The sequence below is a fragment of the Pseudomonas iridis genome (genome assembly GCF_017980685.1).
In the GTDB taxonomy this organism is placed as follows: Bacteria; Pseudomonadota; Gammaproteobacteria; order Pseudomonadales; family Pseudomonadaceae; genus Aquipseudomonas; species Aquipseudomonas iridis.
This window is the reverse complement of record NZ_JACXXO010000003.1, coordinates 106,779-132,310: the sequence shown is the minus strand read 5'-3', so window position 1 is coordinate 132,310 and position 25,532 is coordinate 106,779. Positions and strand designations below refer to the sequence as shown.

Annotated in this window: 18 protein-coding genes; 15 read left to right on the top strand and 3 right to left on the bottom strand. The window is 59.4% G+C overall.

Annotated features, from left to right (window positions below):
• The first annotated feature begins 23 nt into the window (after nucleotides 1–23).
• The 6 genes from IEQ42_RS08170 (at nucleotide 24) to IEQ42_RS08145 (ending at nucleotide 10,510) form a co-directional block, all read left to right on the top strand.
• Nucleotides 24–1,751, top strand: a complete 1,728-nt coding sequence (locus IEQ42_RS08170) for an autotransporter assembly complex protein TamA (RefSeq protein WP_210703158.1) — start codon at nucleotides 24–26, stop codon at nucleotides 1,749–1,751.
• The gene (locus IEQ42_RS08165) at nucleotides 1,748–5,422 is read left to right on the top strand and encodes a translocation/assembly module TamB domain-containing protein (RefSeq protein ID WP_210703157.1); all 3,675 of its coding nucleotides are present in this window, start codon (nucleotides 1,748–1,750) and stop codon (nucleotides 5,420–5,422) included. The genes IEQ42_RS08170 and IEQ42_RS08165 overlap by 4 nt, the downstream gene beginning before the upstream one ends.
• 261 nt (nucleotides 5,423–5,683) lie before the next feature.
• Nucleotides 5,684–6,166: a MarR family winged helix-turn-helix transcriptional regulator gene (locus IEQ42_RS08160; protein ID WP_150592326.1), complete on the top strand. Its 483-nt coding sequence runs from the start codon at nucleotides 5,684–5,686 to the stop codon at nucleotides 6,164–6,166.
• Entirely contained in the window at nucleotides 6,156–7,625 is a 1,470-nt protein-coding gene (locus IEQ42_RS08155; RefSeq protein ID WP_210703156.1) for an efflux transporter outer membrane subunit, read from the top strand. The genes IEQ42_RS08160 and IEQ42_RS08155 overlap by 11 nt, the downstream gene beginning before the upstream one ends.
• 15 nt (nucleotides 7,626–7,640) lie before the next feature.
• Entirely contained in the window at nucleotides 7,641–8,843 is a 1,203-nt protein-coding gene (locus tag IEQ42_RS08150) for an HlyD/EmrA/EmrK family protein (RefSeq protein WP_210703155.1), read from the top strand.
• A gap of 137 nt (nucleotides 8,844–8,980) precedes the next feature.
• On the top strand, nucleotides 8,981–10,510 hold the full coding sequence (locus IEQ42_RS08145) for a DHA2 family efflux MFS transporter permease subunit (protein WP_210703154.1): 1,530 nt from the start codon (nucleotides 8,981–8,983) through the stop codon (nucleotides 10,508–10,510).
• A gap of 232 nt (nucleotides 10,511–10,742) precedes the next feature.
• Here the strand turns inward: IEQ42_RS08145 and lpxH are convergent, their stop codons facing one another.
• Together lpxH and IEQ42_RS08135 are read right to left on the bottom strand one after the other, a co-directional pair.
• On the bottom strand, nucleotides 10,743–11,489 hold the full coding sequence (gene lpxH / locus IEQ42_RS08140; protein WP_210703153.1) for a UDP-2,3-diacylglucosamine diphosphatase: 747 nt from the start codon (nucleotides 11,487–11,489) through the stop codon (nucleotides 10,743–10,745).
• Nucleotides 11,486–11,992, bottom strand: a complete 507-nt coding sequence (locus IEQ42_RS08135; protein ID WP_042559899.1) for a peptidylprolyl isomerase — start codon at nucleotides 11,990–11,992, stop codon at nucleotides 11,486–11,488. The genes lpxH and IEQ42_RS08135 overlap by 4 nt, the downstream gene beginning before the upstream one ends.
• 252 nt (nucleotides 11,993–12,244) lie before the next feature.
• Here IEQ42_RS08135 and IEQ42_RS08130 point away from each other — a divergent pair, with 252 nt between their 5' ends.
• From IEQ42_RS08130 to IEQ42_RS08120, 3 genes are all read left to right on the top strand, one after another.
• Nucleotides 12,245–13,942, top strand: coding sequence for a glutamine--tRNA ligase/YqeY domain fusion protein (locus IEQ42_RS08130; RefSeq protein ID WP_042559898.1), 1,698 nt, complete (start codon nucleotides 12,245–12,247; stop codon nucleotides 13,940–13,942).
• A 21-nt stretch (nucleotides 13,943–13,963) separates the two neighbouring features.
• Nucleotides 13,964–15,346, top strand: coding sequence for a cysteine--tRNA ligase (cysS, locus tag IEQ42_RS08125; RefSeq protein ID WP_042559897.1), 1,383 nt, complete (start codon nucleotides 13,964–13,966; stop codon nucleotides 15,344–15,346).
• 448 nt (nucleotides 15,347–15,794) lie between these two features.
• Nucleotides 15,795–17,009 carry an MFS transporter gene (locus tag IEQ42_RS08120; protein ID WP_210703152.1) on the top strand — a complete coding sequence of 405 codons (1,215 nt, stop codon included), beginning with the start codon at nucleotides 15,795–15,797 and terminating at the stop codon, nucleotides 17,007–17,009.
• A 120-nt stretch (nucleotides 17,010–17,129) separates the two neighbouring features.
• Here IEQ42_RS08120 and IEQ42_RS08115 read toward each other — a convergent pair whose 3' ends face one another.
• Nucleotides 17,130–18,968, bottom strand: coding sequence for a sigma-54-dependent Fis family transcriptional regulator (locus IEQ42_RS08115; RefSeq protein ID WP_210703151.1), 1,839 nt, complete (start codon nucleotides 18,966–18,968; stop codon nucleotides 17,130–17,132).
• Nucleotides 18,969–19,350: 382 nt separating this feature from the next.
• Between IEQ42_RS08115 and IEQ42_RS08110 the strand changes: the two genes are divergently transcribed.
• From IEQ42_RS08110 to IEQ42_RS08085, 6 genes are read left to right on the top strand one after another with little or no spacing between them, the layout of a single operon-like run.
• Nucleotides 19,351–20,445, top strand: a complete 1,095-nt coding sequence (locus IEQ42_RS08110; RefSeq protein WP_042559894.1) for an ABC transporter ATP-binding protein — start codon at nucleotides 19,351–19,353, stop codon at nucleotides 20,443–20,445.
• Entirely contained in the window at nucleotides 20,445–21,560 is a 1,116-nt protein-coding gene (locus IEQ42_RS08105) for an ABC transporter ATP-binding protein (RefSeq protein WP_042559893.1), read from the top strand. The genes IEQ42_RS08110 and IEQ42_RS08105 overlap by 1 nt, the downstream gene beginning before the upstream one ends.
• A complete protein-coding gene (locus tag IEQ42_RS08100) occupies nucleotides 21,557–22,423 on the top strand; it encodes a carbohydrate ABC transporter permease (protein ID WP_042559892.1) in 867 nt (288 codons plus the stop codon). The genes IEQ42_RS08105 and IEQ42_RS08100 overlap by 4 nt, the downstream gene beginning before the upstream one ends.
• A 9-nt stretch (nucleotides 22,424–22,432) precedes the next feature.
• Nucleotides 22,433–23,233: a carbohydrate ABC transporter permease gene (locus IEQ42_RS08095; RefSeq protein WP_210703150.1), complete on the top strand. Its 801-nt coding sequence runs from the start codon at nucleotides 22,433–22,435 to the stop codon at nucleotides 23,231–23,233.
• Nucleotides 23,234–23,243: 10 nt separating this feature from the next.
• Complete coding sequence (locus tag IEQ42_RS08090; RefSeq protein ID WP_210703149.1) at nucleotides 23,244–23,516, top strand: DUF2160 domain-containing protein; 273 nt, start codon at nucleotides 23,244–23,246, stop codon at nucleotides 23,514–23,516.
• A 48-nt stretch (nucleotides 23,517–23,564) separates the two neighbouring features.
• Nucleotides 23,565–25,307, top strand: a complete 1,743-nt coding sequence (locus tag IEQ42_RS08085) for an ABC transporter substrate-binding protein (RefSeq protein ID WP_042559890.1) — start codon at nucleotides 23,565–23,567, stop codon at nucleotides 25,305–25,307.
• Nucleotides 25,308–25,532 lie beyond the last annotated feature (225 nt).

Sequence of the window (25,532 nt, the reverse complement as noted above, 5' to 3'; positions counted from 1 at the left end):
AAGCCCGTGATAGCATTCGCGCCATGAAGTTTCCAGGAAGATTTACCAGTGGCGTGCTCATGCTGTTATCCAGCTGCGCGGCGCTGGCGCAAAGTGAATTGGATGTGCGGATCAAACCGTCCAACGATGAACTCAAGGCCAATATAGAAGGCTATATCGGCAGCCTCGGTGACCGCGACGAAGAAGCCTTGCTGCGCTTCAGTCGTGGTGCCGAAGAGCAGGCGCGCAAGGCGGCCCAGGCGTTGGGCTACTACCAGCCGCAGATCGACAGCGACGTGAAGGGCGGTGACAAGCCGCGCCTGGTGCTGAACATCGATCCCGGCGAGCCGATTCGCCTGCGCAACGTCACCATCCGTGTCGACGGCCCGGCTGCCTCCTTTAAATCCTTTCGCGTACCGAAAGCCGACGTGCTCAAGCCTGGCGCGGTGCTCAACCATGGTCGCTACGAAGACGCCAAGCGACTGATCCAGAATCAGGCCTCGCGCTTCGGTTATTTCAGTGGCCATTTCACCAGTCAAAAACTCTTGGTCGACCCGCGCGCAGGCGTCGCCGATGTCGAACTGATTTATGAAAGCGGCCCGCGTTATGCGCTGGGCACAGTCAGTTTCGAAGGCGATACGCCGTTCGACGAAGATCTGCTGCAACGCATGGTGCCATTCAAACCGGGCGAGCCTTACGACTCCGAACTGATCGCCGAACTCAACCGCGATCTGCAATCGAGTGGCTATTTCGAAGGCGTGCGCGTCGACGCCGCACCGACTGCTGCAAAAAATGACGTGATCCCGGTGGACGTCAAACTCGACACGCGCAAGCCGCGCACCATGGGCCTGGGTCTCGGCTATTCGACCGACGTCGGCCCACGGATCAAAGCCAACTGGACGCGCCACTGGGTCAATCCGCAGGGCGACAGCTATGGCTGGGAAGCCGAGCTCTCGGCGCCGCGGCAGAACGTCGGGCTGTTCTACGACATCCCGCTCGACCCGCCGCTGACCGACAAATTGCGTTGGGCTGGCGGTTATCAATTCGAAGACATCGAAGGTTCCGACACGCTCAGCAAACTGCTGACCTTCGGCCCGGAATGGCACAGCAAGTTGCCCAGCGGCTGGCAACGGGTGATCTCGCTGAAATGGCAGCGCGAGGAATACGAGCTTGGCGACGACTCGGGCTTGAGTACCTTGCTGATGCCCGGCATCAGTTACTCGTACCTCAAAAGTGACAACCGCATCGACCCGCACAACGGTTATCGCCTGACCTTTGAAAGCAAAGTCGCGAAGGAAGGCGTCGGCTCCGACACCAACCTTTTATATGGCACTGCGCTGGTCAAGGGCTTGACCACGGTGTTCGACAAACACCGTCTGCTCGGTCGTGTGCAGGTCGGCGGCAGCGCCACCAACGGTTACAAATCGGTCCCGCCGTCGCTGCGCTTCTTTGCCGGTGGCGATCAGAGCGTGCGCGGTTACGACTACCAGAGCCTGTCCCCGGAAAACTCCGATGGCGACCGCATCGGTGGCCGCTACATGATTGCCGGCAGTGTTGAATATCAATACTCCGTCGCCGAGAAATGGCGAGTCGCGACCTTCGTCGATCAGGGCAACTCCTTCAACAAACTCGAACTGCCGAACCTCAAGACCGGGGTCGGCATCGGTGTGCGCTGGGTCTCGCCGGTGGGGCCGATCCGCCTCGACCTGGCCCATGCGCTGGACGACGATGGCGGCATCCGGCTGCACTTTTCCATGGGGCCTGAGCTGTGAAGCGTGGTTTGAAAATTACCGCACTGACGCTGTTGGCGTTGGTGTTCTTGATCGTATTGAGTGTGGCCGTCGTACTCGGAACCAACACCGGCAGCCGCTGGGCGCTGGGTCTGGTGCCGGGCTTGAGCACGGAGAATTTCCAGGGTCGCCTCGGCGGGCAATGGAGCGCCGATCATCTTGTCTGGCAGCAAGACAGCAGCCGGGTCGAACTGGACCAGGCCATCTTCGCCTGGTCGCCGCTGTGCCTGACGCGCATGACGTTGTGCATCGATCAACTCAAGGCTGATCGGGTTGTTTTGCAGTTTCCGCCGAGTGAAGAAACCACCGAAAGCGGCCCGATCAAACTGCCTGATCTGCAATTGCCGCTGGGTCTCGAACTGGGCGATGTGCAGGTCGGCAGTTTGCTGTTCAACGGCAGCGAGCAACTCAAAGGCCTGCAACTGGCGGCCCACTGGACCGCTAAAGGCTTGCAGATCGACAGCGTGAAATTGCAACGCGATGAGTTGAGCCTGAACCTGTCCGGGTTGCTCCAGCCCACCGGTAACTGGCCGCTGAACATTGCAGGGGATCTGACCCTGCCGTCACCGGGCACCGATCCCTGGACGCTGGCGTTGAAAATCGACGGCGATCTGTTGAAGACCCTGAACCTGCACGCCGACAGTCGTGGCTACCTTGATGGCCAGTTGAGCGGCGAACTGCAACCGCTGGCGGAAAACCTGCCGGCCAAGGTGCGTATCACGTCCGAGGCGTTCAAACCGAGCGCTGATCTGCCGGATACCCTGCAACTCAATCAACTGGTGCTGACCGGTGAAGGCGACCTGAAAAACGGTTACCAGCTAAACGGCAACGCCACGCTGCCCGCCGATAAAGGCCCGGTCGCGCTATTGCTCAAAGGCAAGGTCGACGCCAGCGGCGCGCAAATCGCCGGCCTCGACCTGAGCGCCAACGACAAGCAAAGCCTCAAACTCACCGGCAGTGTTGACTGGAGCAAGGGGCTGACCGCTCAAGCCAACATCAATTGGCAGGACTTCCCGTGGCATCGGCTCTACAACGAAATCGACGAGCCACAGGTCGCTTTGCGTACCTTCAACGGCGAAGTGTCTTACACCGACGGTCAATACATCGGTAACTTCGCCGCCGCGCTGGATGGCCCGGCGGGCGCATTCAGCCTGAGCAGTCCGTTTAGCGGCAGCCTTGAACAGATCGCGTTGCCGCAACTGAAAATGGAGGCCGGGCAGGGCAAAGCCGAAGGACACGTGAACGTGCAGTTTGCTGACGGCATTGCCTGGGACGCGGCGCTGGATCTGTCGGCGCTCAACCCGGCGTATTGGGTTGCAGAACTGCCGGGCACCCTGGCGGGGCCGTTGAAAAGCCAAGGCGAAATGAAGAACGAGCGCTTGAGCCTGACGGCCGATCTCGACCTCAAAGGCAAACTGCGCGGCCAACCGGCGATCCTCCAGGCCAAGGCCGACGGCGCTGGCGAACTATGGAATCTGAATGCCCTGCAAATCCGCCTCGGCGACAATAGCATCAGCGGCAAGGGCAGTCTGCAACAGAAACTCACCGGGCAGATCGACATCAAGTTGCCGCGTCTGGCCCAACTCTGGCCAGAGCTGCGCGGGCAGATCAACGGTCAGGTCAACGTCGCCGGCACATTGAAAGCACCGCAAGGCAAGCTCGGTCTGCAAGGTTCGCAGCTGGCCTTTCAGGATAATCGCCTGCAAAGCCTCAACCTCGACGCCACCGTCGACAGCGCACAGCGAGCGAAGATCGATCTCAAAGGCAGCGGCATTCAGGCCGGCGACACGAATTTGGGCACCCTGACCGCCAGCGCCCAAGGCGACATCAAGAGCCAGAAACTCAATCTCGACCTGCTTGGGCCGAAACTGAAACTGGCGCTTGGCCTGGACGGCAATCTGGACAACGGCAACTGGCGCGGGCGCCTTGCCAGCGGCGATATTCAGGCCGGTGGCCAGGATTGGAAACTGCAAAACCCGGCCAGGCTCGAGCGCCTGGCGGACGGCAAAATCAATTTCGGCGCCCACTGCTGGGTGTCCGGCAGCGCCAGCTTCTGCGGTGAAGATCAACGGCTGATGCCCGAGCCGAAACTGCGATACCACCTCAAGCAATTCCCGATTGAAAGCCTCGCGCAGTGGTTGCCCAAAGACTTCGCCTGGCAGGGCAAGCTCAATGCCGATCTGCAACTGGACCTGCCGGCCAGCGGCCCCAATGGCGTGATCAGCATCGACGCCAGCGGCGGCACCTTGCGTATGCGTGAAAAGGATCAGTGGCTCGACTTTCCGTACCAGACGCTGAAACTCACCAGTAAGTTGACCCCGAAACGCATCGACACGGACCTCAATTTCGTCGGTGGCAAACTTGGCGAACTGATGGTGCAGGCGCAACTCAATCCGCTGCCGAAAAACAAACCGCTGAGCGGCTCGTTCCGCCTGACCGGGCTGGACCTGTCTGTGGCGCGTCCGTTTGTGCCAATGGTCGAGAAACTCACCGGGCGCCTCAACGGCAGCGGCACGATCTCCGGTGGTCTGCTCGCACCCCTGGTCAATGGCACCGTGCAACTCAGCGATGGCGAAGTGTCCGGCGCCGAGTTGCCGATGGAACTGCAGGATCTGCAAGTCAAAGCGATGATTGCCGGTGAGTCGGTGCGTCTGGACGGCGGCTGGAAAAGCGGCAAGAGCGGGCAGGGCAGCCTGAACGGCAATATCACCTGGGGCCAGGCACTGGTGGTGGATCTGGCGCTCAAAGGCACGCAATTGCCGGTCAGCGTCGAACCCTACGCCAAACTCGAAGTGGCGCCGGACCTGAAGATTTCCATGGCCGGCGATGAGCTGAAAATTGCCGGCAAAGTGCTGGTGCCCAAAGGCGAAATCACCGTACGTGAATTGCCGCCATCGACTGTGAAGGTCTCCGATGACACGATCATCGTCGGCGCACAGACCGAACAGGGCAAACCACCCATAGCCATGAAAATGGACATCGACGTGGTGGTCGGGCAAGACAAGTTGAGCTTCGCCGGTTTTGGCCTGACCGCCAATCTGCAAGGTCAGGTTCACATCGGTGACAACATGGACACTCGCGGCGAACTCTGGCTCAACGACGGGCGTTACCGCGCCTACGGTCAGCGCCTGACGGTGCGCCGTGCGCGTCTGCTGTTCGCCGGTCCCATCGATCAGCCGTATCTGGATATCGAAGCGATTCGCCAGACAGACGACGTGATCGCCGGTATTCGCCTGAGCGGCAGCGCGGAACAACCGACCACGCAGATCTTCTCCGAGCCGGCGATGAGCCAGGAACAGGCGCTGTCTTACCTCGTCCTCGGCCGTCCGTTGAGCACCAACGGTGAAGACAACAACATGCTCGCGCAAGCGGCGTTGGGCCTGGGCTTGATGGGCAGTGCCGGGGTCACCAGCGGCCTGGCCAAGGATCTGGGTATTCAGGATTTCCAGCTCGACACACAGGGCAGCGGCGACGCCACCAGCGTGGTGGCCAGCGGCAACATCTCCGAGAAGCTCAGTTTGCGTTATGGCGTTGGCGTGTTTGAACCGGCCAGCACCATTGCGCTGCGGTACAAGCTGAGCAAGAAGGTTTACGTCGAAGTCGCCAGTGGCGTGGCCAGTTCTCTGGACATTTTCTACAAGCGCGATTTCTAGGTCGCGCTTTCACCTGAACCGAGTCGCTTCAATCGCTGGCAAGCCAGCTCCCACAAGTCTCTCTGGCGCACCTGAATGTTGTGCCCGGCAAGGACCCTGTGGGAGCTGGCTTGCCAGCGATGACGTCCGATTGCGCAACGCAAAACCCCAGCCCATTTGTCAGCTAATTACCTAGCCTGCTAACGATTTCGTTGACATTCGCTGCCTAGGCAGTAACATCTCGACATACATTCACTGCCTAGGCAGTTATTAGGTGAGCAAATGAAGCATTTCACCCCGGACGAATTCAAACATTGCCATCTCGGCCTGTTGCTTGGCCGTGCTGCGCTGCTCAAGGACCGGATCATCGACACCCACATGGAACCCCACGGCATCACTGCCGCGCAGTTCAAGGTGTTGATCATCATGGCCCAGTTCGGCGTTGATACGCCGGCCGAGCTGTGCCGGCACTTGTCGCTCGACAGCGGTTCGATGACGCGCATGCTCGATCGTCTGGAGCAGAAAGGCTTTCTGGTTCGCCAACGCAGCGAAGGCGATCGCCGTCAGGTGCAACTGAAACTGACCGAACAAGGCCAGCAACTGGCCGATCGCCTGCCACACATCGGCGCCGATGCGATGAATGAACTGGCCGGCGCCGTCACTCCGGACGAGTTGAAAACCCTGGAATACATCCTCAAAAAAATTCTGCTGGCAGCCGGTGACCCGATCACTATCCAGCGGTTAGGTGAACACAATGAGCGGTAAAACCTTGCGCAGCAGCCTCAATTTGGTGCTGTCGGCGATGATTCTCGCCGGTTGCGCCAACTACAGCGGCCTCGACACTCAAGGTCAGAGCCTCGATGCGAAGAGCCTCAAAGTCGGTCAGTCGCTCAATGGCGTCACGCTGTCGCCGGCGGCCTGGCCGAAAAGCGATTGGTGGACCAGCCTCGGCGATCCGCAACTCGACGGCTTGATCCGCGAAGCCCTGCACGACAGCCCCGACATGCAGATCGCCCAAGCCCGCGCCCATCAGGCCAGCGCCGCCGCGTATGCCGCCGATGCCGAACGCTATCCGACGCTGGACGCCAGCGCCGGCATCAGCCGCTCGCGCCTGGCCAAGGATCAGGATCCGCGAGGGCAGGGCGATGCCTATTCCACCGTGCGCAATGTCAGCGCCGGCTTCAATTACAACTTCGATTTGTGGGGCGGTCAGCGCGATGCCTGGGAAGCCGCACTCGGTCAGGCCCGTGCCGCCGAAGTCGATCGTCAGGCTGCACAGCTGACCCTCGCCGCCGACGTCGCCCGGGCCTACAGCGATCTGGGGCAGGCGCACATCGTCTATGACCTGGCCAACGAAGACCTCAAGCGCACTAAACAGATGCTCGAACTGAGCCAGCGTCGCCTGAGCTCGGGGATCGACAGCCAGTACCAGTTCCAGCAAACGCAAAGTCTGGAAGCCAGTTCCGAAGCCAGTCTGATCGATGCCGAAAAACGCCTGAACAGCGCGAAAATCGCTTTGGCGGTGCTACTCGGCAAAGGCCCGGATCGCGGCAACGAAATCGCCCGACCGAAAATCCTCCAGGCCAGCGCCGTGGCCGTGCCGTCGGTGTTGCCGGCGGAACTGCTCGGTCGTCGTCCGGATCTGGTCGCCGCCCGCTGGCGCGTGGAAGCCGCGAGCAAAGACATCGACTCGGCGAAAACCCGGTTTTATCCCAACCTGAACCTCACGGCCTCGGCCGGTGCGGAATCGTTGTTGGGTGATGCGATGTTCGGGTCGGCCAGTCGCTTCTTCAACATAGCCCCGACCATTTCGGTGCCGATCTTCGACGGTGGACGCCTACGCGCCAACCTCGATGCGCGCGACGCCGATTACGATCTCGCGGTGGCGCAGTACAACAAAAGTCTGGTGAAAGCACTCGGCGATGTCAGCGACACGATCAACCAGTTGCGTGACATCGGCCGGCAGATCGGTGCGCAGCAACACGCCACCGACATTGCGCAGGATTCTTACAACACCGTCGTCCAGCGTTACGGTTCCGGCATCGGCAACTACCTGGACGTGCTCAGCATCGAGCAGCAATTGCTCCAGGCCCAACGTCAGTTGGCCAACCTCAATGCCGAGCAGATCGATCTGTCGATTCAACTGATGCAAGCGCTGGGCGGCGGCTTCCAGGGGCAAACCCTGGCCGCAGCCAACGCCCGCCCAGCCACGCCGCACAACTAATTCAAGGTATTTTTCATGGCCACTGCCGAAAACACCCAAGCTCAAGACAACACCCCGGACACCGGCAACCCGCGCAAACGTAAAGTGATGCTGCTGACGCTGGCCGTCGTGGTAATCCTCGCCATCGCCGGCGTCTGGGCTTATCACGAATTCATCGGGCGTTGGAGTGAAAGCACCGACGACGCCTACGTCAACGGCAACGTCGTTGAAATCACCCCGCTGGTCACCGGTACCGTGGTCAGCATTGGTGCTGACGATGGCGATCTGGTTCACGAAGGTCAGGTGCTGATCAACTTCGACCCCAACGACCCTGAAGTCGGCCTGCAAAGTGCTCAGGCGAAACTGGCGCACACTGTGCGTCAGGTGCGCGGCTTGTACAGCAACGTCGATGGCATGAAAGCCCAGGTCAACGCCCAGCAAGCTGAAGTGCAGAAAGCCCAGGACAACTACAACCGCCGCAAGAATCTTGCCTCGGGCGGGGCGATTTCCCAGGAAGAACTGTCCCACGCTCGCGATGACCTGACCTCGGCAAAAAACGCCCTGGCCAACGCTAAACAGCAACTGAAAACCACCAGCGCCCTGGTCGACGACACCGTGGTTTCGTCGCATCCGGACGTGATGTCGGCCGCCGCCGATCTGCGTCAGGCCTATCTGACCAATGCCCGCAGCACCTTGATTGCACCGGTCACCGGTTACGTCGCCAAACGCACCGTGCAGCTTGGTCAGCGTGTGCAACCGGGCATCGCGCTGATGGCGGTGATTCCGCTGGATCAACTGTGGATCGACGCCAACTTCAAGGAAACCCAATTGCGTGACATGCGCATCGGCCAGCCGGTGGACATCGAATCCGACATCTACGGCAGCGACGTGAAATACAGCGGCACCATCGACAGCCTCGGCGCCGGCACTGGCAGCGCGTTTGCCCTGTTGCCTGCGCAGAACGCCACCGGTAACTGGATCAAGATCGTCCAGCGTGTGCCGGTACGGATTCACATCAACGCTGAAGAACTGGCCAAGCATCCGCTGCGTGTCGGTCTGTCGACCAACGTCGAGGTCAATCTGCACGACCAGAGCGGCCCGGTACTGGCCCAGCAGCCGCCGCAAAAGGCCTCGTTCAGCACCAACGTCTATGACCGTCAACTGGCCGAAGCTGACGCGATGATTGCGCGGCTGATCCACGACAACAGCGCCGCGGCCAGCAAAACCGCGCAACGCTGAATCTTTCCCCTGTGGGAGCGAGCCTGCTCGCGAATGCTGACTGACATTCAACTTAGAAGTTGTCTGACACACCGCTTTCGCGAGCAGGCTCGCTCCCACAAAGGGCACGGCGTCAACCTGGTTTCAAAGGATTCACGATGAGCAATAACGCCTCTTTTACGCCGCCCAGCCTGTTGCTCAGCACCATCGGCCTGTCGCTGGCGACGTTCATGCAAGTGCTCGACACCACCATCGCCAACGTGGCGCTGCCGACGATTTCCGGCAATCTCGGCGTGAGTTCGGAGCAGGGCACCTGGGTGATCACCTCGTTCGCCGTCAGCAACGCGATTGCGCTGCCGCTGACCGGTTGGCTCAGCCGCCGGTTCGGCGAGGTGAAGCTGTTTCTCTGGGCGACCATTCTGTTTGTACTGGCGTCGTTCCTTTGCGGTATCTCGACGTCGATGCCGGAACTGATCGGTTTCCGTGTGCTGCAAGGTCTGGTCGCCGGGCCGCTGTACCCGATGACACAAACATTGTTGATCGCTGTTTATCCCCCCGCTAAACGGGGGATGGCGCTCGCGTTACTGGCGATGGTCACGGTGGTCGCGCCGATTGCCGGGCCGATCCTCGGCGGCTGGATCACCGACAGTTATAGCTGGCCGTGGATCTTCTTCATCAACGTGCCGATCGGCATCTTTGCGGTGATGGTGGTGCGTTCGCAACTGGCCAAGCGTCCGGTGGTGACCAGTCGCCAGCCGATGGATTACGTCGGGCTGATCTCGCTGATCATCGGTGTCGGTGCGTTGCAGGTCATCCTCGACAAGGGCAATGACCTGGACTGGTTCGAGTCGAACTTCATCATCATCGGCGCGGCGATTTCGGTGGTTGCGCTAGCGGTGTTCGTGATCTGGGAAATGACCGATCAGCACCCGGTGGTCAATCTGCGCCTGTTCGCTCATCGCAACTTCCGCATCGGCACGATTGTGTTGGTGTTGGGTTACGCCGGGTTCTTCGGTATCAACCTGATCCTGCCGCAGTGGCTGCAAATCCAGATGGGCTACACCGCGACCTGGGCCGGGTTGGCTGTGGCACCGATCGGCATTCTGCCGGTGCTGCTGTCGCCCTTTGTCGGCAAGTACGCGAACAAGTTCGACCTGCGCCTGCTGGCCGGGCTGGCGTTTCTGGCGATTGGCCTGAGCTGCTTCATGCGCGCCGGGTTCACCAACGAGGTGGACTTCCAGCACATCGCGCTGGTGCAACTGTTCATGGGCATTGGCGTGGCGCTGTTCTTCATGCCGACGTTGAGCATCTTGATGTCGGACCTGCCGCCAAGCCAGATCGCTGACGGCGCAGGCCTTGCGACGTTCCTGCGCACCTTGGGCGGCAGCTTCGCGGCTTCGCTGACCACATGGATCTGGATTCGCCGCGCGGATCAGCATCATGCGTACATGAGTGAAAGTATCAGCACGTATGAGCCGACGACGCGTGAGATGCTGAACTCATTGGGCGGCGCCAGTCAGCCGGCTTATGCGCATATGGATCAGATTCTGACCAGTCAGGCGTACATGCTCTCCACCGTGGATTACTTCGCGCTGTTGGGTTGGGGCTTTATGGGGTTGATATTGATTGTGTGGCTGGCGAAGCCGCCGTTTGCGGCGAAGGCGGGGCCTGCTGCTTCCGGCCATTGAAGATCAAAAGCCAGATCAAAAGCCCCTCACCCTAGCCCTCTCCCGGAGGGAGAGGGGACTGATTGGGGTGTTCTTTCAAGGTGCATTGGCCTGAAATTCCGAGCCGAACTCAGGTGTTGGAAAGCATTACTTGAGGAATTTGGTCGAACACAGGTTTGAACAGCATGAAGATCTGCTCCCTTTCCCCCTCTCCCCCTTGGGGGAGAGGGCTGGGGTGAGGGGGTGAGGCTCTTCAGCCGTGCGGCAATGCCAGCGGCGGAGCAAAGTTGAACGGCGCCAATGCATACCCGTTTTCATCCACCTGCAACGCCCAACCCTGACGATCCCAATCCCCCAGCACAATCCGCTTCGCCGCCTGCTCACCAAGTTGCAGCTTGTGGATCGCGGGACGATGGGTGTGGCCGTGAATCAGGGTCTTTACGCCAAATGCCTGCATGATCCGCGGAATCTCCTCGGGCGTGACATCGACAATGTCATTGGCCTTCATCCGCGTCTGCGCCCGGCTCTCGCTGCGCAGTTTGCGCGCCAGTTTATGGCGGGTGCGCAGTGGCAGATGCCGCAGGACAAACAGGGTGACCGGATTGCGCAGATAACGACGCAGCTTCATATAGCCGACGTCGCGGGTGCAGAGGCTGTCGCCGTGCATCAACAGCACTGGCTCGCCGTAAAACTGCACGACACTCGGGTCCTTCAATAATGTGCAGCCGGCCTGTTTGCAAAAGGCCTTGCCGAGCATGAAGTCGCGATTGCCGTGCATCAGAAATATCGCCGTGCCGCTGTCACTTAATTCGCGCAGGGCCTGGCAGATGGAACGCTGGAAAGGTGTCATGGCGTCGTCGCCAATCCACGCTTCGAAGAAGTCGCCCAGAATGTACAACGCACTCGCCGAGCGGGCGCGTCCGGCGAGCAAATCCAGAAACGCCCGGGTTATGTCCGGGCGCTCCTCTTCCAGATGCAAGTCTGAAATCAGCAATATCACGCTTCGATGATCTCGGCTTTCTCGATGATCACGTCGTCTGCTGGTACGTCCTGGTGACCTGCCTTGGACGTGGTGGAAACGCCTTCGATCTTGTCGACAACGTCGAAGCCCGCAACCACTTTACCGAATACCGCGTAACCCCAACCCTGAGCGGTCTTGGCGGTGTGGTTGAGGAAGCCGTTGTCGGTGGCGTTGATGAAGAACTGCGCCGATGCCGAATGCGGGTCCATGGTGCGAGCCATGGCCAGGGTGTACTTCTCGTTCTTCAGACCGTTGTCAGCTTCGTTCTGAATGCTTGGGCTCTTGTCTTTCTTTTCCTTCATGCCAGGCTCGAAACCGCCGCCCTGGATCATGAAACCTTTGATCACACGGTGGAACACGACGTTCTCGTAGTGACCTTTTTTAACGTATTCGATGAAGTTGGCCGCGGTGATCGGGGCTTTTTCTTCGTTCAGCTCGATGACAATGTCACCGAAGTTAGTGGTCAGTTTTACTTGAGTCATGATCGCTACTCTTTATAAGGAATTCGTGGGTATGGGCCATTTGCACCCTTTACCGGTTCAGCCCTTGAAGGCCGAGGTGCGCAGTTTAGCGTGACAGGCGTGAATTTCGAGGCAGTTTTTCATTTCCGTGCGATTAAATGCACGCCTTTATAGGGCCTGCTCTGTCAGCCCCTTGACAGCATCGGCTATGATAGCGGCTTTGTTTTGTCTGGCCCCTCTTCTGCGGCCGCGCACATGTAAGTCAAGGATCCTATGAGCAAGCCCACTGTCGACCCTACCTCGAATGCCAAGTCCGGCCCCGCCGTGCCGGTCAACTTCCTGCGGCCGATCATCCAGGCAGATCTGGACTCGGGCAAGCACACCAAGATCATCACCCGTTTTCCGCCTGAGCCCAACGGCTACCTGCACATCGGTCACGCCAAGTCGATCTGCGTGAACTTCGGCCTGGCCCAGGAGTTCGGCGGCGTCACGCACCTGCGTTTCGACGACACCAACCCGGCCAAGGAAGATCAGGAATACATCGACGCGATCGAAAGCGACGTCAAATGGCTGGGCTTTGAATGGTCCGGCGAAGTGCGCTACGCCTCGCAGTATTTCGACCAGTTGCACGACTGGGCCGTCGAGCTGATCAAGGCCGGCAAGGCCTACGTCGACGACCTGACGCCCGAGCAAGCCAAGGAATACCGCGGCAGCCTGACCGAGCCGGGCAAGAACAGCCCGTTCCGTGACCGTTCGGTTGAAGAGAACCTCGACTGGTTCGCCCGCATGCGCGCCGGTGAGTTCCCGGACGGCGCCCGCGTGCTGCGTGCCAAGATCGACATGGCCTCGCCGAACATGAACCTGCGCGACCCGATCATGTACCGCATCCGCCACGCCCATCACCATCAGACCGGTGACAAGTGGTGCATCTACCCGAACTACGACTTCACCCACGGTCAGTCGGACGCCATCGAAGGCATCACCCACTCGATCTGCACCCTGGAATTCGAAAGCCATCGTCCGCTGTACGAGTGGTTCCTCGATGCGCTGCCAGTGCCGGCGCACCCGCGTCAGTACGAGTTCAGCCGCCTGAACCTCAACTACACCATCACCAGCAAGCGCAAGCTCAAGCAACTGGTCGATGAAAAGCACGTCAATGGCTGGGACGATCCGCGCATGTCCACGCTGTCGGGCTTCCGTCGTCGTGGCTACACACCGAAATCGATCCGCAACTTCTGCGAAATGATCGGCACCAACCGTTCCGACGGCGTGGTCGACTTTGGCATGCTCGAATTCAGCATCCGTGACGACCTCGACCACAGCGCCCCGCGTGCCATGTGCGTGCTGCGTCCGCTGAAAGTCGTGATCACCAACTACCCGGAAGGCCAGGTCGAGAACCTCGAACTGCCGCGCCATCCGAAAGAAGACATGGGCGTGCGCGCTCTGCCGTTCGCCCGGGAAATCTACATCGACCGTGAAGACTTCATGGAAGAGCCGCCGAAGGGCTACAAGCGTCTGGAATCGGGCGGCGAAGTGCGTCTGCGCGGCAGCTACGTGATCCGCGCCGACGAAGCGATCAAGGACGCCGACGGCAACATCGTCGAGCTGCGCTGCTCCTACGACCCCGAAACCCTGGGCAAGAACCCGGAAGGCCGCAAGGTCAAAGGCGTGATCCACTGGGTGCCGGCCGCCGCCAGCATCGAGTGCGAAGTGCGTCTGTACGATCGTCTGTTCCGTTCGGCCAACCCGGAGAAGGCCGAAGACAGCGCCAGTTTCCTCGACAACATCAACCCTGATTCGCTGCAAGTGCTGACCGGTTGTCGTGCTGAGCCATCGCTTGGCAATGCACAGCCGGAAGACCGTTTCCAGTTCGAGCGCGAAGGCTACTTCGTTGCCGATATCAAGGACTCGAAACCAGGTCAGCCGGTATTCAACCGTACCGTGACCCTGCGTGATTCGTGGGGCCAGTGATTTAGCGTCAAGGAAACCAACGTGCTTACGATTTACAACACGCTCACCAAGAGCAAAGAAGTCTTCAAGCCGCTCGATGGCAACAAGGTGCGCATGTACGTCTGCGGGATGACCGTGTACGACTACTGCCACCTGGGCCACGGTCGCAGCATGGTTGCGTTTGACCTGGTGACCCGCTGGTTGCGGTTCAGCGGTTACGACCTGACTTACGTGCGCAATATCACCGACATCGACGACAAGATCATCAATCGTGCCAACGAGAATGGCGAGTCGTTCGAAGCGTTGACCGAGCGCATGATCGCCGCGATGCATGAAGACGAAGCGCGCCTGAACATCAAGAAGCCGGACATGGAACCGCGCGCCACGGATCACATTCCGGGCATGCACGCGATGATCCAGACCCTGATCGACAAGGGCTATGCCTACGCCCCGGGCAATGGCGACGTGTACTACCGCGTCGGCAAGTTCATGGGCTACGGCAAGCTGTCGCGCAAGAAGATCGAAGACCTGCGCATCGGTGCGCGGATCGAGGTTGACGAAGCGAAGGAAGATCCGCTGGACTTCGTGCTGTGGAAAGGCGTCAAGCCGGGTGAGCCGAGCTGGGCATCGCCGTGGGGCGACGGGCGTCCGGGCTGGCACATCGAATGCTCGGTGATGTCGACTTGCTGCCTCGGTGAGACTTTCGATATTCATGGCGGCGGCAGCGACCTCGAGTTCCCGCATCACGAAAACGAAATCGCCCAGAGCGAAGCGGCCACCGGCAAGACCTACGCCAACGCGTGGATGCATTGCGGCATGATTCGCATCAATGGCGAGAAGATGTCCAAGTCCTTGAACAACTTCTTCACCATTCGCGACGTGCTGGAAAAGTACCACCCGGAAGTCGTGCGTTACCTGCTGGTATCGAGCCACTACCGCAGCGCGATCAACTACTCGGAAGACAACCTCAAGGACGCCAAAAGCGCACTCGAGCGTTTCTACCACGCGTTGAAAGGCCTGCCGAACGTGGCGCCTGCCGGCGGCGAAGCGTTTGTCGAACGTTTCACCACGGTGATGAACGACGACTTCGGCACGCCGGAAGCCTGCGCTGTGCTGTTCGAGATGGTGCGTGAGATCAACCGTCTGCGCGAGAGCGATCTTGATGCAGCGGCCGGTCTGGCTGCCCGTTTGAAAGAACTGGCCAGCGTACTGGGTGTGTTGCAACTCGAAGCCGACGACTTCCTGCAGGCTGGCGCCGAAGGGCGTGTTGACGCGGCTGAAGTCGACGCGCTGATTGCTGCGCGTCTGGCGGCACGGGCGGGTAAGGATTGGGCTGAGTCCGACCGTATTCGTGACCAGCTCACTGCGATGGGTGTGGTGTTGGAAGACGGGAAGGGTGGGACTACCTGGCGTCTGGCTGACTGATTGCCATACCTGTTACAAACAAAACCCGCCTTGTGCGGGTTTTTGTTTTTTAGAATCAAAAGATCGCAGCCTTCGGCAGCTCCTACATCGAGCGCGATCCTGTAGGAGCTGCCGAAGGCTGCGATCTTTTGATCTGTGCCTCCAACCCTCGACCTGTCACGAAGAAGAGCCCCTCACCCTAACCCTCTCCCGGAGGGAGAGGGGACTGGGTGATGTTTAAAAGATGCGCCGACTTGAACGTGCTGCTTTGAATCCATAATCGACTGGTTTTTTCAGGTCGATGAATGACTCGAGACACCTCGGTCGGCTCCCTCTCCCTCCGGGAGAGGGCTGGGGTGAGGGGGTTGCTTTTGCTCTACGCGTAGGTATTGATGTTTGACTCCGCCAACATGGGCGGCAGCGCTTGCAGCCGGATGCTGATCAGCGACGTTTATAAAATGGAGAAACCATGGCCAATCACTATCGCGAACTGTTCACGACACCCGGCGCCACCGGGTTAGTGCTCGCGAGCTCTATTGCCCGACTGCCACAAGCAATGATCGGCATCGGCATCGGCATCATCACCATGCTGGTCCAGCAAACCGGTGTCTACTGGCTGGCCGGCGCCGTTGCCGGTACGTTCACCTTGGCCAATGCGCTGCTCGGCCCGGTCATTTCGAGATTCGTTGATCAGCGCGGCCAGAGTCGAGTGCTGCCCATCGTCACGGCATTCAGCGTGGTCATGCTGCTGGCGCTGATTTTCGCCGTCTACATGAGGGCTCCTGCCGCCTTGTTTTTTGTTCTGGCGGCACTGGCGGGGACGATGCCCAGCATGCCGTCCATGATCAGGGCACGCTGGACGCAGTTGTTCCGCGGTAAGCCGCAGTTGCACACGGCGTTCTCTCTGGACACGGTCCTGACCGAACTCGCGTATATCATCGGCCCGCCACTGGCGATCGGTTTGAGCGTGACCTTCTTCGCCGAAGCCGGGCCACTGGTTGCGGTCGGGCTGCTGGCCATCGGGGTGACGGCGTTTCTCATGCAGCGTCAGACCGAACCGAAAGTGGTTGTTGGCAACCGCAGCAACACCGGTTCCACTTTGCTGATTCCCGGCGTTCGCACCATTGTTCTGGCGCTGTTGGCGATGGGGGCTATTGGCGGAGCCATCGATGTCGCCGTCGTGGCTTTCGCCAATGATCAAGGCTGGCCCGCGTCTGCCACCTTCATCCTCGCCGCCTATGCGTTGGGCTCGCTGGTGGCGGGTCTGACGTTCGGTGCATTGCGGCTAACCTTGCCGATAGAAAAACAGTTCTTTATCGGCATATTGGTCACGGCAATCACGGGCGTATTGCCGGTTTTCGCAACAGATGTTTATGTCCTGTCAGCGATGCTGTTTATCGCGGGCATATCGTTTGCGCCCACCATGGTCGTGGTCATGAAGTTGGGGACGATCATCATCCCTGCGTCCAGGATGACAGAAGGACTGACGTGGATGACCACTGGCATCAGCATTGGCGTAGCGCTTGGGGGCATGCTCGCGGGGCCGGTGATTGATGCTTATGGTGCGCGTGCGGGGTTCGGGGTGGCGATTGGTGCGGGGGTGATGATGATGGTGGTTGTGTTGATTGGGTTGCGTACGCTGGCTGCTGCTTCAACGACAAATATCGAGTCGGCGTATTCGTAATGCGCACTGCTTTTATATAGCTTTCAAAGTCAAAAGATCGCAGCCTTCGGCAGCTCCTGCAGTGGCATTGCGTACACCGTGTAGGAGCTGCCGCAGGCTGCGATCTTTTGATCTTCGCTGTTAACCACCCAACTGCCGCAACCGCTTATAGAGCGTATTGCGACTAACCCCCAACCGCCGCGCCAGATGCGAAATATTCCCCCCGGCTGCCTTCAGCTCCCGATTCAACGCTTCAACATCATTCAAATCCAAACCCAACGGCTGCGCGCTCTCAACCGGCTCGATCTCCAGATCGACAAAAAAATCATCCGGCAAATGTTCCGCCCGCACCGGCTGCTCTTCAGCCATGGCCAGCGCCACCTGCATCACGCTGCTGACCTGGCGCAGATTCCCCGGCCACGGATGCTTGTCGAACAATTCCAGCACCTCCGGGCTCAAACCCGCCCACTGCGTCGGCTCTCGATGCTGCTCCCAAAGCCGTTTAAATAGCGCTTGTTTATCACTGCGCTCGCGCAGCGGCGGCAGTTCCAGCGTCAGGCCACCAATGCGGTAATACAAATCCTCGCGGAACCGTCCCAATTGCACCTGCTCGCGCAACGAACGGTTAGTCGCCGAGATAATCCGCAGATCCACCGGGAACAACTCACTGCTGCCCACCGGTTGCACGCAGCGCTCCTGCAACACCCGCAACAACCGCGCCTGAGTGGGCAGCGGCATGTCGCCGATTTCATCGAGGAACAACGTGCCTTTGTCAGCCTTGCGGATCAGGCCGATGCTGCCTTTCTGGTTGGCGCCCGTGAACGCGCCTTTCTCGTAGCCAAACAGCTCTGATTCGACCAGTTCGGCGGGGATCGCTGCGCAGTTGACGGCGATAAACGCTTGTTTGTTGCGGGTGCTGGCCTGATGCAGGGCTTTGACGAACACCTCTTTGCCGACGCCGGTTTCGCCGTGGATCAGCAAGGGGATGTCTTTTTCCAACAGCCGTTCTGCTTGCCGCACGGCTTTTTCCACGCGGCTGTCGCCGAAGTGCAGGGTGTTGAGGCTGATCGTCGTTGAAACGAGGGGTTTAGCTTCTGCAGTGAAAATCCGTGGCTGAATCGGTGCCTGTTTCGGCCGCTTCAACAAGCACTGAAAACGGTTGCGCTCCGAGGTCTGCAACGCAAACGGCAAACCGTCTGGCTGATTGATCAACTCCAGCAACGACACCTTGAACAGGCTTTCGACGCTCACCCTCGACAAACGCACGCCGAGCAGATTGTCTGCCCGGCGATTGGCCGACAGGACCTGACCGCTCTCATCAAAGATCAACAACCCGGCCCACTGGCTGTCGAGGTTGTTCAACCCGGTGTTGAAGGTCAGTTGAAAGTGTTGACCGTGGAACAGGTTGAGGATCAGCCGGTTCTCCACGGTCTGGCTCATCATCTTGACCATGCCCAGTGTGTGCGACGGCGGCAGATAGCTGTCGCTGGAGACGTCGAGCACCGCAATCACCTTGCGCTCGGCGTCGAAAATCGGCGCAGCGGAACCGGTCATGAAGCGGTTGGCTTTAAGAAAATGTTCGTCGTGTTCGATATGCACGGCCTGCTCACAGGCCAGCGCCGTGCCGATGGCATTGGTGCCGCTGCAGCGCTCCATCCAGCTCGCCCCGGCCTGAAAACCCCGCGCCAGATTCGGCTCGATAAAGCGTTGCGTGCCCCACGAGGTCAGCACCTGGCCCTGGTTATCGGCGAGCATGATCAGGCAATTGGAGTTGCTGAGGATGTTCTCGTAATAGGGCAGCACTTCCTGATGGGTGGTCTGCACCAACGAATGTTGACTGTCGAGTAGCCGCGCAATACTGGCGGCGGGCAGTTGATCGAAAGCCGGGGTGCTCTGGTGGTCAAGACCGAACGCACGACAGCGTTGCCAGGAACTTTGGACGATCGCGTCGTGGGACAACGGCGGGGCAGGTGCGGCCATGGCGGTCAGCCTCTGATGCAGCGATTTTATTATTGTTATGAACCCAAACCCTGAGGAATACAGGCATCCCCTGTGGGAGCGAGCCTGCTCGCGAAAGCGCCGGGTCAGTCAATAAATTCGTTGAATGACACACCGCCTTCGCGAGCAGGCTCGCTCCCACAGGGATCTATATCGTATTCAGGATCGGGCAAAAAGCATCCATAGAGTGTTGTTCACTATTGTTCATTGTCAATCGTCCAACTGTTCAAATGTGTTCACCATTGAAGGCCGCTTCTCGACGTTTTCAACGATTTTCACGACAAATCAACAACTTGCCATTTTTGGCACGAAAGTCGCTCCAGTGCACAGGTCGCTTGACTCCAAAAATAAAAAAGGCCGAGCCATGTCACTCACCCTGGAGCACGTCAGCCGCACCGTCGAGGGCCAGATCTGGATCGATGATGCCTGCCTGAAATTCGAACCCGGTTCGTTCAACGTTTTGCTCGGCCGCACGCTGTCCGGCAAAACCAGCCTGATGCGCCTGATGGCCGGCCTCGACAAGCCAGACAGCGGCCGCGTGCTGATGAACGGTGTCGACGTCACGCAACGCCCGGTGCGCTTGCGCAACGTGTCGATGGTTTATCAGCAGTTCATCAATTACCCGACCATGACTGTGTTCGAGAACATCGCCTCGCCACTGCGCCAGGCCGGTGTCTCGAAAGAGATCATCCACAGCCGGGTGCAGGAAACCGCGCGAATGTTGCGCATCGAGAAGTTCTTGCAGCGTTATCCGCTGGAGCTCTCGGGTGGTCAGCAACAGCGCACTGCCATGGCGCGGGCGCTGGTCAAGGATGCCGAACTGATTCTGTTCGATGAGCCGCTGGTCAACCTCGACTACAAACTGCGCGAGGAACTGCGTCAGGAAATGCGCGAGCTGTTCAAGTTGCGCCACACCATCGCCATCTATGCCACCACCGAACCCAACGAAGCCCTGGCGCTGGGCGGCACCACGACGATTCTTCACGAAGGCCGGGTGATTCAGAGCGGGCCGTCGACCGAGGTGTATCACCAGCCGCAAACGGTACTCGCCGCCGAATTGTTCTCCGAGCCACCGATCAACCTGATGCCCGGGCGGATTGCCGGCAACGAAGTCAGCTTCGCCAATTTCGTGCACTTCCCGTTGAACGTCGATCTGCGTCCGGTGGGCGAGGGCGAGTTCCGCTTTGGCGTGCGCCCCAGCCATATCTCGCTGGTGCCGAGCAACGATGATGATCTGGAATTGGCGGTCACCGTCGAAGTCGCCGAGATCAGTGGTTCGGAAACTTTTCTGCACGTGCGCAACGAACATTTCCTGCTGGTGCTGCACCTGCCGGGTGTCCACGAATACGACGTCGATGCGCCGATCCGCATCTATATCCCGACCCATAAACTGTTTGTTTTCGATGCGCAGGGCCGTCTGGTGCAAGCACCGGGCCGGCGTGTCGCGAGGGTTGCCTGATGGCCGAAATCCGCTTGCAACACCTCGCCCACAGCTACAGCAAAACCCCGAGCGGCGCGGAGGATTATGCGATCCGCGAGATGGACCACGTCTGGGAACAGGGCGGGGCTTATGCGCTGCTCGGGCCGTCGGGTTGCGGTAAATCGACGTTGCTCAACATCATTTCCGGTCTGCTCAGCCCCTCGCAAGGGCATGTGCTGTTCGACGGCAAAGCGGTCAACGACCTCACGCCGGAGAAGCGCAACATTGCTCAGGTTTTCCAGTTTCCGGTGGTCTACGACACCATGACCGTGTTCGACAACCTCGCGTTTCCCCTGCGCAATCAGGGCATGGCCGAGGCGAAAGTGCACAGCAAGGTGCAGGAAATCGCCGAAGTGCTCGACCTGCAAAACCTGCTGAACAAGAAGGCGCGCAACCTTACCGCTGACGAAAAACAGAAAGTCTCCATGGGCCGTGGTCTGGTGCGCGATGACGTCTCGGCGATCCTCTTCGATGAGCCGCTGACGGTGATCGACCCGCACCTGAAATGGAAGCTGCGGCGCAAGCTCAAGCAGATCCACGAGCAGTTCAACATCACCATGGTCTACGTCACCCACGATCAACTGGAGGCCTCGACCTTCGCCGACAAGATCGCGGTGATGTACGGCGGCCAGATCGTCCAGTTCGGCACGCCACGGGAATTGTTCGAGCGGCCCAGCCACACCTTCGTCGGCTACTTCATCGGCAGCCCGGGGATGAACCTGATCGAAGTGCAACCGCAGCCCGGCGGCGTCGGTTTTGCCTCGACACACCTGCCGTTGTCCGACGGCTTGCAGCGCCATATCGAACATGGTCAGTGGAAAAATCTGAAGGTCGGCATCCGTCCCGAGTTTATTCATGTGTGGGACGAGCCGTTTGATGACGCGATGCAGGCCAGGGTCGTACACGTCGAAGACCTCGGCACCTACAAGATCATGACCCTCGACCTCGACGGCGCACCGTTGAAAGTTCGCCTCGCCGAAGACAAACCGGTGCCGCAGGGCACGGCCTACATCAGTTTTCCGGCGCAGTGGCTGATGGTCTATGCCGACGAATTCCTCCTCGAAGCCAGCGAAAACAGCGAGGTGCAGCCATGAACAAGGTGCAGAACAACAAGGCCTGGTGGCTGGTGTTGCCGGTGTTTCTGCTGGTGGCGTTCAGTGCGGTGATCCCGATGATGACCGTGGTCAACTATTCGGTGCAGGACATCTTCGACCAGTCCAGCCGCTACTTTGTCGGCGCAGACTGGTACAAGCAGGTGCTGCTCGACCCGCGTCTGCATGACTCGCTGCTGCGCCAGTTCATCTACTCGGCCTGCGTGCTGTTGATCGAAATTCCGCTGGGCATCGCTGTCGCCCTGACCATGCCGACCAAGGGCCGCTGGTCGTCGGTGGTGCTGATCATTCTGGCGATTCCGCTGCTGATCCCGTGGAACGTGGTCGGCACCATCTGGCAGATTTTCGGCCGTGCCGACATCGGTTTGCTCGGTTCCAGCCTCAACGCCATGGGCATCAGCTACAACTACGCGGCCAACACCATGGACGCCTGGGTGACCGTGCTGGTGATGGACGTCTGGCACTGGACCTCATTGGTGGCGCTGCTGTGTTTCTCCGGATTACGGGCGATTCCTGACGTTTACTACCAGGCCGCGCGCATCGACCGCGCTTCGGGATGGGCGGTGTTCCGGCACATTCAGTTGCCCAAGCTGAAGAGCGTGCTGTTGATCGCGGTGATGCTGCGTTTCATGGACAGCTTCATGATCTACACCGAGCCTTTCGTGCTCACCGGCGGCGGGCCGGGTAACGCTACGACCTTCCTGAGTCAGACGTTGACGCAGATGGCTGTAGGCCAATTCGACCTGGGTCCGGCAGCGGCTTTCTCGTTGGTGTACTTCCTGATCATCCTGTTGGTGTCCTGGCTGTTCTATACCGCCATGACGCACTCCGACGCCAACCGTTGAGGCCCGGCCATGAGCAAGAGAAAGCTGATTACGCTGCTGATCTACATCCTGTTCCTGCTGGTGCCGATCTACTGGCTGCTGAACATGTCCTTCAAGAGCAACACCGAAATCCTCGGTGGCCTAACGCTTTTCCCACAGGACTTCACGCTGGCGAACTACAAGGTGATCTTCACCGATCCGAGTTGGTACACCGGTTATCTCAATTCGTTGTACTACGTCAGCCTGAATACGGTGATTTCCCTGAGCGTGGCGTTGCCCGCCGCGTACGCGTTTTCACGCTATCGGTTTCTCGGCGACAAGCATCTGTTTTTCTGGCTGCTGACCAACCGCATGGCGCCGCCGGCGGTGTTCCTGTTGCCGTTCTTCCAGCTCTATTCGTCGATTGGTCTGTTCGATACGCACATCGCTGTGGCGCTGGCGCATTGCTTGTTCAACGTACCGTTGGCGGTGTGGATTCTTGAGGGGTTCATGTCCGGCGTGCCGAAAGAAATCGACGAAACCGCCTACATTGATGGCTACAGTTTCCCCAAGTTCTTCGTGAAGATTTTCATCCCGCTGATTGGCTCCGGCATCGGCGTCACGGCGTTTTTCTGCTTCATGTTTTCCTGGGTCGAACTGCTGCTCGCGCGCACGTTGACCTCGGTAAACGCCAAGCCGATTGCGGCGGTAATGACCCGAACGGTGTCTGCTTCAGGTATCGACTGGGGCGTGCTGGCGGCGGCGGGGGTGTTGACCATTCTGCCCGGCATGCTGGTGATCTGGTTTGTTCGCAACCACGTGGCCAAGGGCTTTGCCCTCGGTCGAGTTTGAGGAGCTGATGATGGAATGGATGAGTTGGACCACCCCCACAGCGACATTCTTCATCGTCATCGGCCTGATTCTGGTGGGCATGACCACTTGGGAATTGTGTTCGCCGAGCATTCTGCGACGAGGGTTTCTGCCGATTGCCACCACCCGTGGCGATCGCTTGTTTATCGGTCTTCTCGGCAGCGCCTACCTGCATTTGCTGGTAATCGGCGCCACCGACTGGAGCATCTGGGTCGCGTCCGCGTTGTCCCTGGTGTGGCTGTTGGCTGTGATGCGTTGGGGCTAGTCGAATTGATCGGCAATCGTGCTCCGAAATCCTAAACAGGAGGTCTCTATGTTCGACAAAAACAATAAGCTGCGACATAGCATTTCATTGGCAGCCATGCTGGCACTCAGCGGTTTGAGCGCATCTGCCTGGGCCGATGCCTACGAAGATGCTGCGAAAAAGTGGATCGGCAGCGAATTCAAACCGTCGACCCTGACGGCCGAACAGCAGCTTGAAGAATTGAAGTGGTTCATCAAGGCGGCCGAGCCGTTTCGTGGCATGAACATCAAGGTCGTTTCCGAGACCCTGACCACCCACGAATATGAGTCGAAAGTGCTGGCCAAGGCCTTCACTGAAATCACCGGGATCAAGCTCACCCACGACCTGCTGCAAGAAGGCGACGTGGTGGAAAAGATGCAGACGGTGATGCAGTCCGACAAGAATATTTATGACGGCTGGGTCAACGACTCGGACCTGATCGGTACGCACTTTCGCTACGGCAAGACCGAATCGATCACCGACCTGATGGCCAACGAAGGCAAGAATTTCACCTCGCCGACCCTCGACCTCAAGGACTTCATCGGCATCTCGTTCACCACCGCGCCGGACGGCAAGATCTATCAACTGCCCGACCAGCAATTCGCCAACCTGTACTGGTTCCGCGCCGACTGGTTCGAGCGTGCCGACCTGAAAGCCAAGTTCAAGGAAAAGTACGGCTACGAGCTGGGTGTGCCAGTGAACTGGTCCGCCTATGAGGACATCGCCAAATTCTTCAGCGAAGACGTCAAGGAAATCGACGGCAAGCGTGTTTACGGGCACATGGACTACGGCAAGAAAGACCCGTCGCTGGGCTGGCGCTTCACTGATGCCTGGTTCTCCATGGCCGGTGGCGGCGACAAGGGCTTGCCCAACGGTTTGCCGGTGGATGAGTGGGGTATTCGCGTCGAGGACTGCCATCCGGTCGGCTCCAGCGTGACCCGTGGTGGCGACACCAACGGCCCGGCGGCGGTGTTTGCCACCACCAAATACGTCGACTGGCTCAAGGCCTACGCGCCACCGGAAGCCGCGGGCATGACCTTCTCCGAATCCGGCCCGGTGCCATCGCAGGGCAACATCGCCCAGCAGATCTTCTGGTACACCGCGTTCACCGCCGACATGACCAAACCCGGCCTGCCGGTGGTCAACGCCGACGGCACGCCGAAGTGGCGCATGGCGCCGTCGCCTAAAGGCCCGTATTGGGAAGAGGGCATGAAGCTCGGCTATCAGGATGTGGGGTCGTGGACGTTCATGAAATCCACGCCTGAGAAACAGAAACTCGCGGCGTGGCTGTACGCGCAGTTCGTGACCTCGAAAACTGTTTCGCTGAAGAAAACCATTGTCGGTCTGACACCGATTCGCGAGTCGGACATCAACTCGCAGGCCATGACCGATCTGGCGCCGAAACTCGGTGGTCTGGTCGAGTTCTATCGCAGCCCGGCCCGCGTGCAATGGTCGCCTACCGGCACCAACGTGCCCGACTATCCACGTCTGGCACAACTGTGGTGGAGCCACATCGCCGAAGCGGCGAGCGGCGAGAAGACTCCGCAGCAGGCGCTTGATGGCCTGGCCAAGGATCAGGACGCGATCATGACGCGTCTGGAACGCTCCAAGGCCCAGGCCACCTGCGCACCGAAAATGAACCCGGAACGCGACGCGCAATACTGGTTCGACCAGCCGGGCGCACCGAAGCCGAAACTGGCTAACGAGAAGCCGAAGGGCGAGACCGTGAGCTACAACGAACTGCTCAAATCGTGGGCGGATGCGCGTAAGTGATAGGGTAACTGTGAAAGGCAAACGGCACCGGAAGGTGCCGTTTTCTTTTGTGGCTGATCCACCGCCATCGCTGGCAAGCCAGCTCCCACAGGGAACTCGGGTGTTCCTGGATTTTGTGGACACCACTGAACACTGTGGGAGCTGGCTTGCCAGCGATGGCGGACTTACATTCAACAATGATGTTGACTGACCCAACGCCATCGCCAGCAGGCTGGCTCCCACAGG

Coding starts and splice junctions, on each gene's coding strand:
- IEQ42_RS08160 (WP_150592326.1), top strand. CDS start 5,684: ATGAAGCATTTCACCCCGGACGAATTCAAACATTGCCATCTCGGCCTG.
- IEQ42_RS08110 (WP_042559894.1), top strand. CDS start 19,351: ATGTCACTCACCCTGGAGCACGTCAGCCGCACCGTCGAGGGCCAGATC.
- IEQ42_RS08145 (WP_210703154.1), top strand. CDS start 8,981: ATGAGCAATAACGCCTCTTTTACGCCGCCCAGCCTGTTGCTCAGCACC.
- IEQ42_RS08085 (WP_042559890.1), top strand. CDS start 23,565: ATGTTCGACAAAAACAATAAGCTGCGACATAGCATTTCATTGGCAGCC.
- IEQ42_RS08170 (WP_210703158.1), top strand. CDS start 24: ATGAAGTTTCCAGGAAGATTTACCAGTGGCGTGCTCATGCTGTTATCC.
- IEQ42_RS08120 (WP_210703152.1), top strand. CDS start 15,795: ATGGCCAATCACTATCGCGAACTGTTCACGACACCCGGCGCCACCGGG.
- IEQ42_RS08150 (WP_210703155.1), top strand. CDS start 7,641: ATGGCCACTGCCGAAAACACCCAAGCTCAAGACAACACCCCGGACACC.
- IEQ42_RS08130 (WP_042559898.1), top strand. CDS start 12,245: ATGAGCAAGCCCACTGTCGACCCTACCTCGAATGCCAAGTCCGGCCCC.
- IEQ42_RS08105 (WP_042559893.1), top strand. CDS start 20,445: ATGGCCGAAATCCGCTTGCAACACCTCGCCCACAGCTACAGCAAAACC.
- IEQ42_RS08155 (WP_210703156.1), top strand. CDS start 6,156: ATGAGCGGTAAAACCTTGCGCAGCAGCCTCAATTTGGTGCTGTCGGCG.
- IEQ42_RS08095 (WP_210703150.1), top strand. CDS start 22,433: ATGAGCAAGAGAAAGCTGATTACGCTGCTGATCTACATCCTGTTCCTG.
- IEQ42_RS08100 (WP_042559892.1), top strand. CDS start 21,557: ATGAACAAGGTGCAGAACAACAAGGCCTGGTGGCTGGTGTTGCCGGTG.
- IEQ42_RS08115 (WP_210703151.1), bottom strand. CDS start 18,968: ATGGCCGCACCTGCCCCGCCGTTGTCCCACGACGCGATCGTCCAAAGT.
- IEQ42_RS08090 (WP_210703149.1), top strand. CDS start 23,244: ATGGAATGGATGAGTTGGACCACCCCCACAGCGACATTCTTCATCGTC.
- IEQ42_RS08135 (WP_042559899.1), bottom strand. CDS start 11,992: ATGACTCAAGTAAAACTGACCACTAACTTCGGTGACATTGTCATCGAG.